The organism is Empedobacter brevis, assembly GCF_965118635.1.
Taxonomy (GTDB): domain Bacteria; phylum Bacteroidota; class Bacteroidia; order Flavobacteriales; family Weeksellaceae; genus Empedobacter; species Empedobacter brevis_A.
In genome coordinates this window covers 1-617 of the sequence record NZ_CBCPHV010000043.1, presented here as the reverse complement: position 1 = coordinate 617, position 617 = coordinate 1, and the positions used below count along the sequence as shown (strand labels likewise).

General features: G+C 29.3%; 1 pseudogene. It reads right to left on the bottom strand.

From position 1 onward, the window contains the following. Positions 1-168: 168 nt before the first annotated feature. A pseudogene (locus tag ACMHJW_RS14695) lies at positions 169-617 on the bottom strand (hypothetical protein); the annotation flags it as partial.

Below are 617 nucleotides of genomic sequence, written 5' to 3'. Positions count from 1 at the left end.
AATAAACCCCAATAGATTTTCTATTGGGGTTTTGTTTTTTCGATACTTTAGAATTTATTAAAAATAGAAATTTCTAATATTGATTGGTTAAAGTATAACCTTTATCTAAAACAAAACAAGTCCGATTTTCAATCGGACTTATTTTTATAAGAAATAATATTTTTAAGTTTAATTACCTAAATAAACGAATATATACGTTAATAAATATTTAGGTTCTACTGTTAGAGGATAATTTTTACCTCCAGAATTAACAGTATAGTTATGAGTGTGACCTCCTGCACCATCTGTAGTCCTCTCAGCCACTTTAGTGTCATCAATAATAGTTTTAGTACTTCCTCTTTCTATACTATAGATAGATCCAACACCTCTTTCATTATAATTATGACTATGTGTAGAGTTATCTGTTTTTCCTTTTAATGTTATGTTAGGTAAATTCGCTTGCACTAGTACTTCAGATTTTGACCCAACAGCTTCTCCTAAACTTTCAGTAGATGCTATATTCTTAAGATATCGATCACTAGCATTAGGTAAATTACCTATAAAACCTAATTCTGTTGCTTTTTGAGAAGGATTTCCTGACAAAGATGATAATTGCCTACCATCAAGTAAATACCATC